The following is a 2502-nucleotide window of genomic DNA, read 5'->3' on the forward strand; positions in this document are numbered from 1 at the left end:
GACGCGGCCTAATGAGAGCTACCGGCACCGAGCCTGCCCTACGGCGACCCGGTAGCTCTCATTAGGCCGCGTCGTCGAGCCCGTCGAGCGGGTCGGATCCGTCGCCCCGGTCGCCGCCGAAGCTGTCGACATCGGGTGTCCACCCACCGGCCGCCGATGGCGGGCGGTAAGTGAGCACGGTCCGGTTGATCTCGGCGTCATCGACGTATGCGGCCCGCACGCGGACCGGGTCGGGGTCGCCGTCGTGCAGCACGTAGCCGACCCCGGGCAGGGACCGGGGGATTTCCTCGGCCCGCGCGCCGCGTTCCCGGGCGCCGGAGCCGAGGACCAGGTCAGGCTGTTCCGGTTCGGTCATCCGCAGTGCCACCCGGACCGGGAACAGGTCCCGGAACGGGAGCACTTCCTTTCGCGGGTCCTGCACCGCTGCCAGGACCACGACCCCCGGCGCCCGGCCCTGGGACAGCAGCAGCGGCAGGGCTGCGCCGATCCGCTTCTTCAACTCTCGGTCGGTCACGTACGCGGTCAGTGAGGCGATCTCGTCGACGACCAGAACGATCAGCGGTTCGTCGACGGTCGGGGTGTGCAGCCGGGTTACGCCCGACAGTCGGGCCGTGCGGTCTTGCAGGACGGTCACGGCGTCGTCGAGGAGATCCGCGATCGTCTCGGTCGTCGTCGCGAACCGGGTGAACATCGGCCGGCCGAAGGCCAGCTCCATGCCGCCCTTCGGGTCGCAGACCCACAGCTCCACCAGCCCCGCGGCCACCGCCGGGCCGAGGCCCCGCAGCAGCGACCAGAGCACCGAGCCCTTCCCCGCCCCGGTCGCCCCCGCCACCAGGATGTGTGTCCCGCGCACGGGCAGCGTCCAGGGTGATTCGTCCTCACACCGGCCCACGACCACCGAGGACAGCCCGGCCACGAGCCGAGCGACCAGACCCCGGTCCGGAGCGACCTGACGCGGACCGTCGGTGTTGACGCTGCCAGGGTCACGAGCAGCGCCGGCACCATCCGAGTCCGGTCCGTCGAGGTCGGCCGGCAGAACCGGCCGGGTGAGCGGGTCACGGCGGTGGAAATGCACCCGGACGAAACGGAACGTCTCCGCCTGCACCTGGCAGCGACGAGCCCGGAAGATGTGGCGTAGTGCCTCGGCCTGTTCCGCCCACTGCTCCGGGGTCTGGCCCGGCAGCAGCTCCACCCGCAGTACATCGACGACGCGGGAGGAACGGATCGTGCGGATCCGCGGAAAGTACTCATCAAACGTCACCTGATCGGCGTTGGACGTCGGCATCCGGATGGAAAGGTCGGTGTGCACCATCGCCGAACGCCACCGCCAGCGGTACACGATCGCCAGCCGCACCCGACCAAGCGCCCAATGCCCCAGCCAGGCCAGCGACCGCGGATGCACCCGCCGCCAGCCGAGGGTCACCAAGACGAGCCCGCCGACCAGCGCGCCCAGACCCACCGGGCCGAAGCGGTGGGTGAACAGCATCAGGCCCACCGTGACCGCGACAGCGACACGGTGCCGGAAACACCAGCGGACCGCCAGCCATAGGCCCTTGCAGGCGACCGCGAGCAGCAGCATCCACAGCGGCACCCGCATCTTGTCGGTGCGGGTGGGAACCCGGGGGCCGGGACGATCGCCGTTGATTCTGGACATGACAAATACCACCTGTTTTCGAGCGCGCGAACCACAGGGTCGGGAGGGGGGAATCAAGCGGACGGCCGAGCGAGAAAGTCAGGCCGCCGACGGAAAGAAGGAGCGAAGGCTACGCGGCGCGATTCTCGACCGCGTCCGCGGAGTTCTCGGCGGCGTTCGCCGCCTCTTCGGCGTCGAGCTGGCGGGTTTCGCAGACGATCAGGTATTCGTTCACCGCCGCCAGCAATGCATACGCGAACTCGATGTGGTTTCCGGCCGGGACATCGGCGGCGGCCGAGAGGGCCAGGCTTGTCCCGCCCGCGTCGACCGCCAGGATCGGCGGGCGGTTCGGGTAGGTGTGGCAGGTCACCGACCAGTCGGTCCGCACGCCCAGTACCAGCGACCAGTACGACGCCCTTGCCTCGTTGCGGCTCACGTCGTGGCCGCTCACGCTGCCACCGCCGACGCCCGACGGCCCGACGTGCCCACCGACTGCATCGTCCCGGCCTGCAGCGCGAACGCCTGGCGCGGACGGGACCCGGTGGTGTCCACCCACGGCGTCACCGTCAGGCCCTCGAACATCACCGGCCGGAAGGGCGTACCCGGCAGCACCTCCGGGGGAACCGGCTGCACCTCCGCCGTGATCTTGATCTTGACCTCCGCCTGTCGGGCCGCGGGGTCCGCGTCCAGCACCCGCACCACCCACACCCGCTCGCCGGTGTCCTTGTCCCGCGCCTGCACATCCGACAGGCCCGCCTTCACCTTGTCGTAGTCACTCGCCGCCTCCACCCCCAGGGCCGCGCAGAGATCACGCTACGTTGTGATCGGTGATGTTTTGTAGACGTGCTGTGGGGTGATTCGGGGTGCCC

At 70.2% G+C, this 2502-nt stretch carries 3 protein-coding genes; all 3 read right to left on the bottom strand.

The features are described 5' to 3' along the window. Positions 1 to 61 precede the first annotated feature (61 nt). The 3 genes from AC08OX_RS16970 to AC08OX_RS16980 all read right to left on the bottom strand — a co-directional run bounded on the left by AC08OX_RS16970 (position 62) and on the right by AC08OX_RS16980 (position 2428). The gene (locus tag AC08OX_RS16970; protein WP_476608710.1) at positions 62 to 1654 is read right to left on the bottom strand and encodes an FtsK/SpoIIIE domain-containing protein; all 1593 of its coding nucleotides are present in this window, start codon (positions 1652 to 1654) and stop codon (positions 62 to 64) included. 109 nt (positions 1655 to 1763) lie between these two features. Beyond that, positions 1764 to 2084 (bottom strand): hypothetical protein, encoded by a 321-nt coding sequence (locus AC08OX_RS16975; RefSeq protein WP_476608711.1) that lies wholly within the window; start codon positions 2082 to 2084, stop codon positions 1764 to 1766. After that, positions 2081 to 2428, bottom strand: coding sequence for a plasmid replication, integration and excision activator (locus AC08OX_RS16980; RefSeq protein ID WP_476608712.1), 348 nt, complete (start codon positions 2426 to 2428; stop codon positions 2081 to 2083). Before AC08OX_RS16980 ends, AC08OX_RS16975 begins: the two co-directional genes overlap by 4 nt. Positions 2429 to 2502: the final 74 nt, after the last annotated feature.

This window comes from Frankia sp. CoBUL1 (genome assembly GCF_978021245.1).

Bases quoted from the DNA above. Each gene is read 5' to 3' on its own strand.
- AC08OX_RS16970 (WP_476608710.1), bottom strand. From the start codon at position 1,654: ATGTCCAGAATCAACGGCGATCGTCCCGGCCCCCGGGTTCCCACCCGC.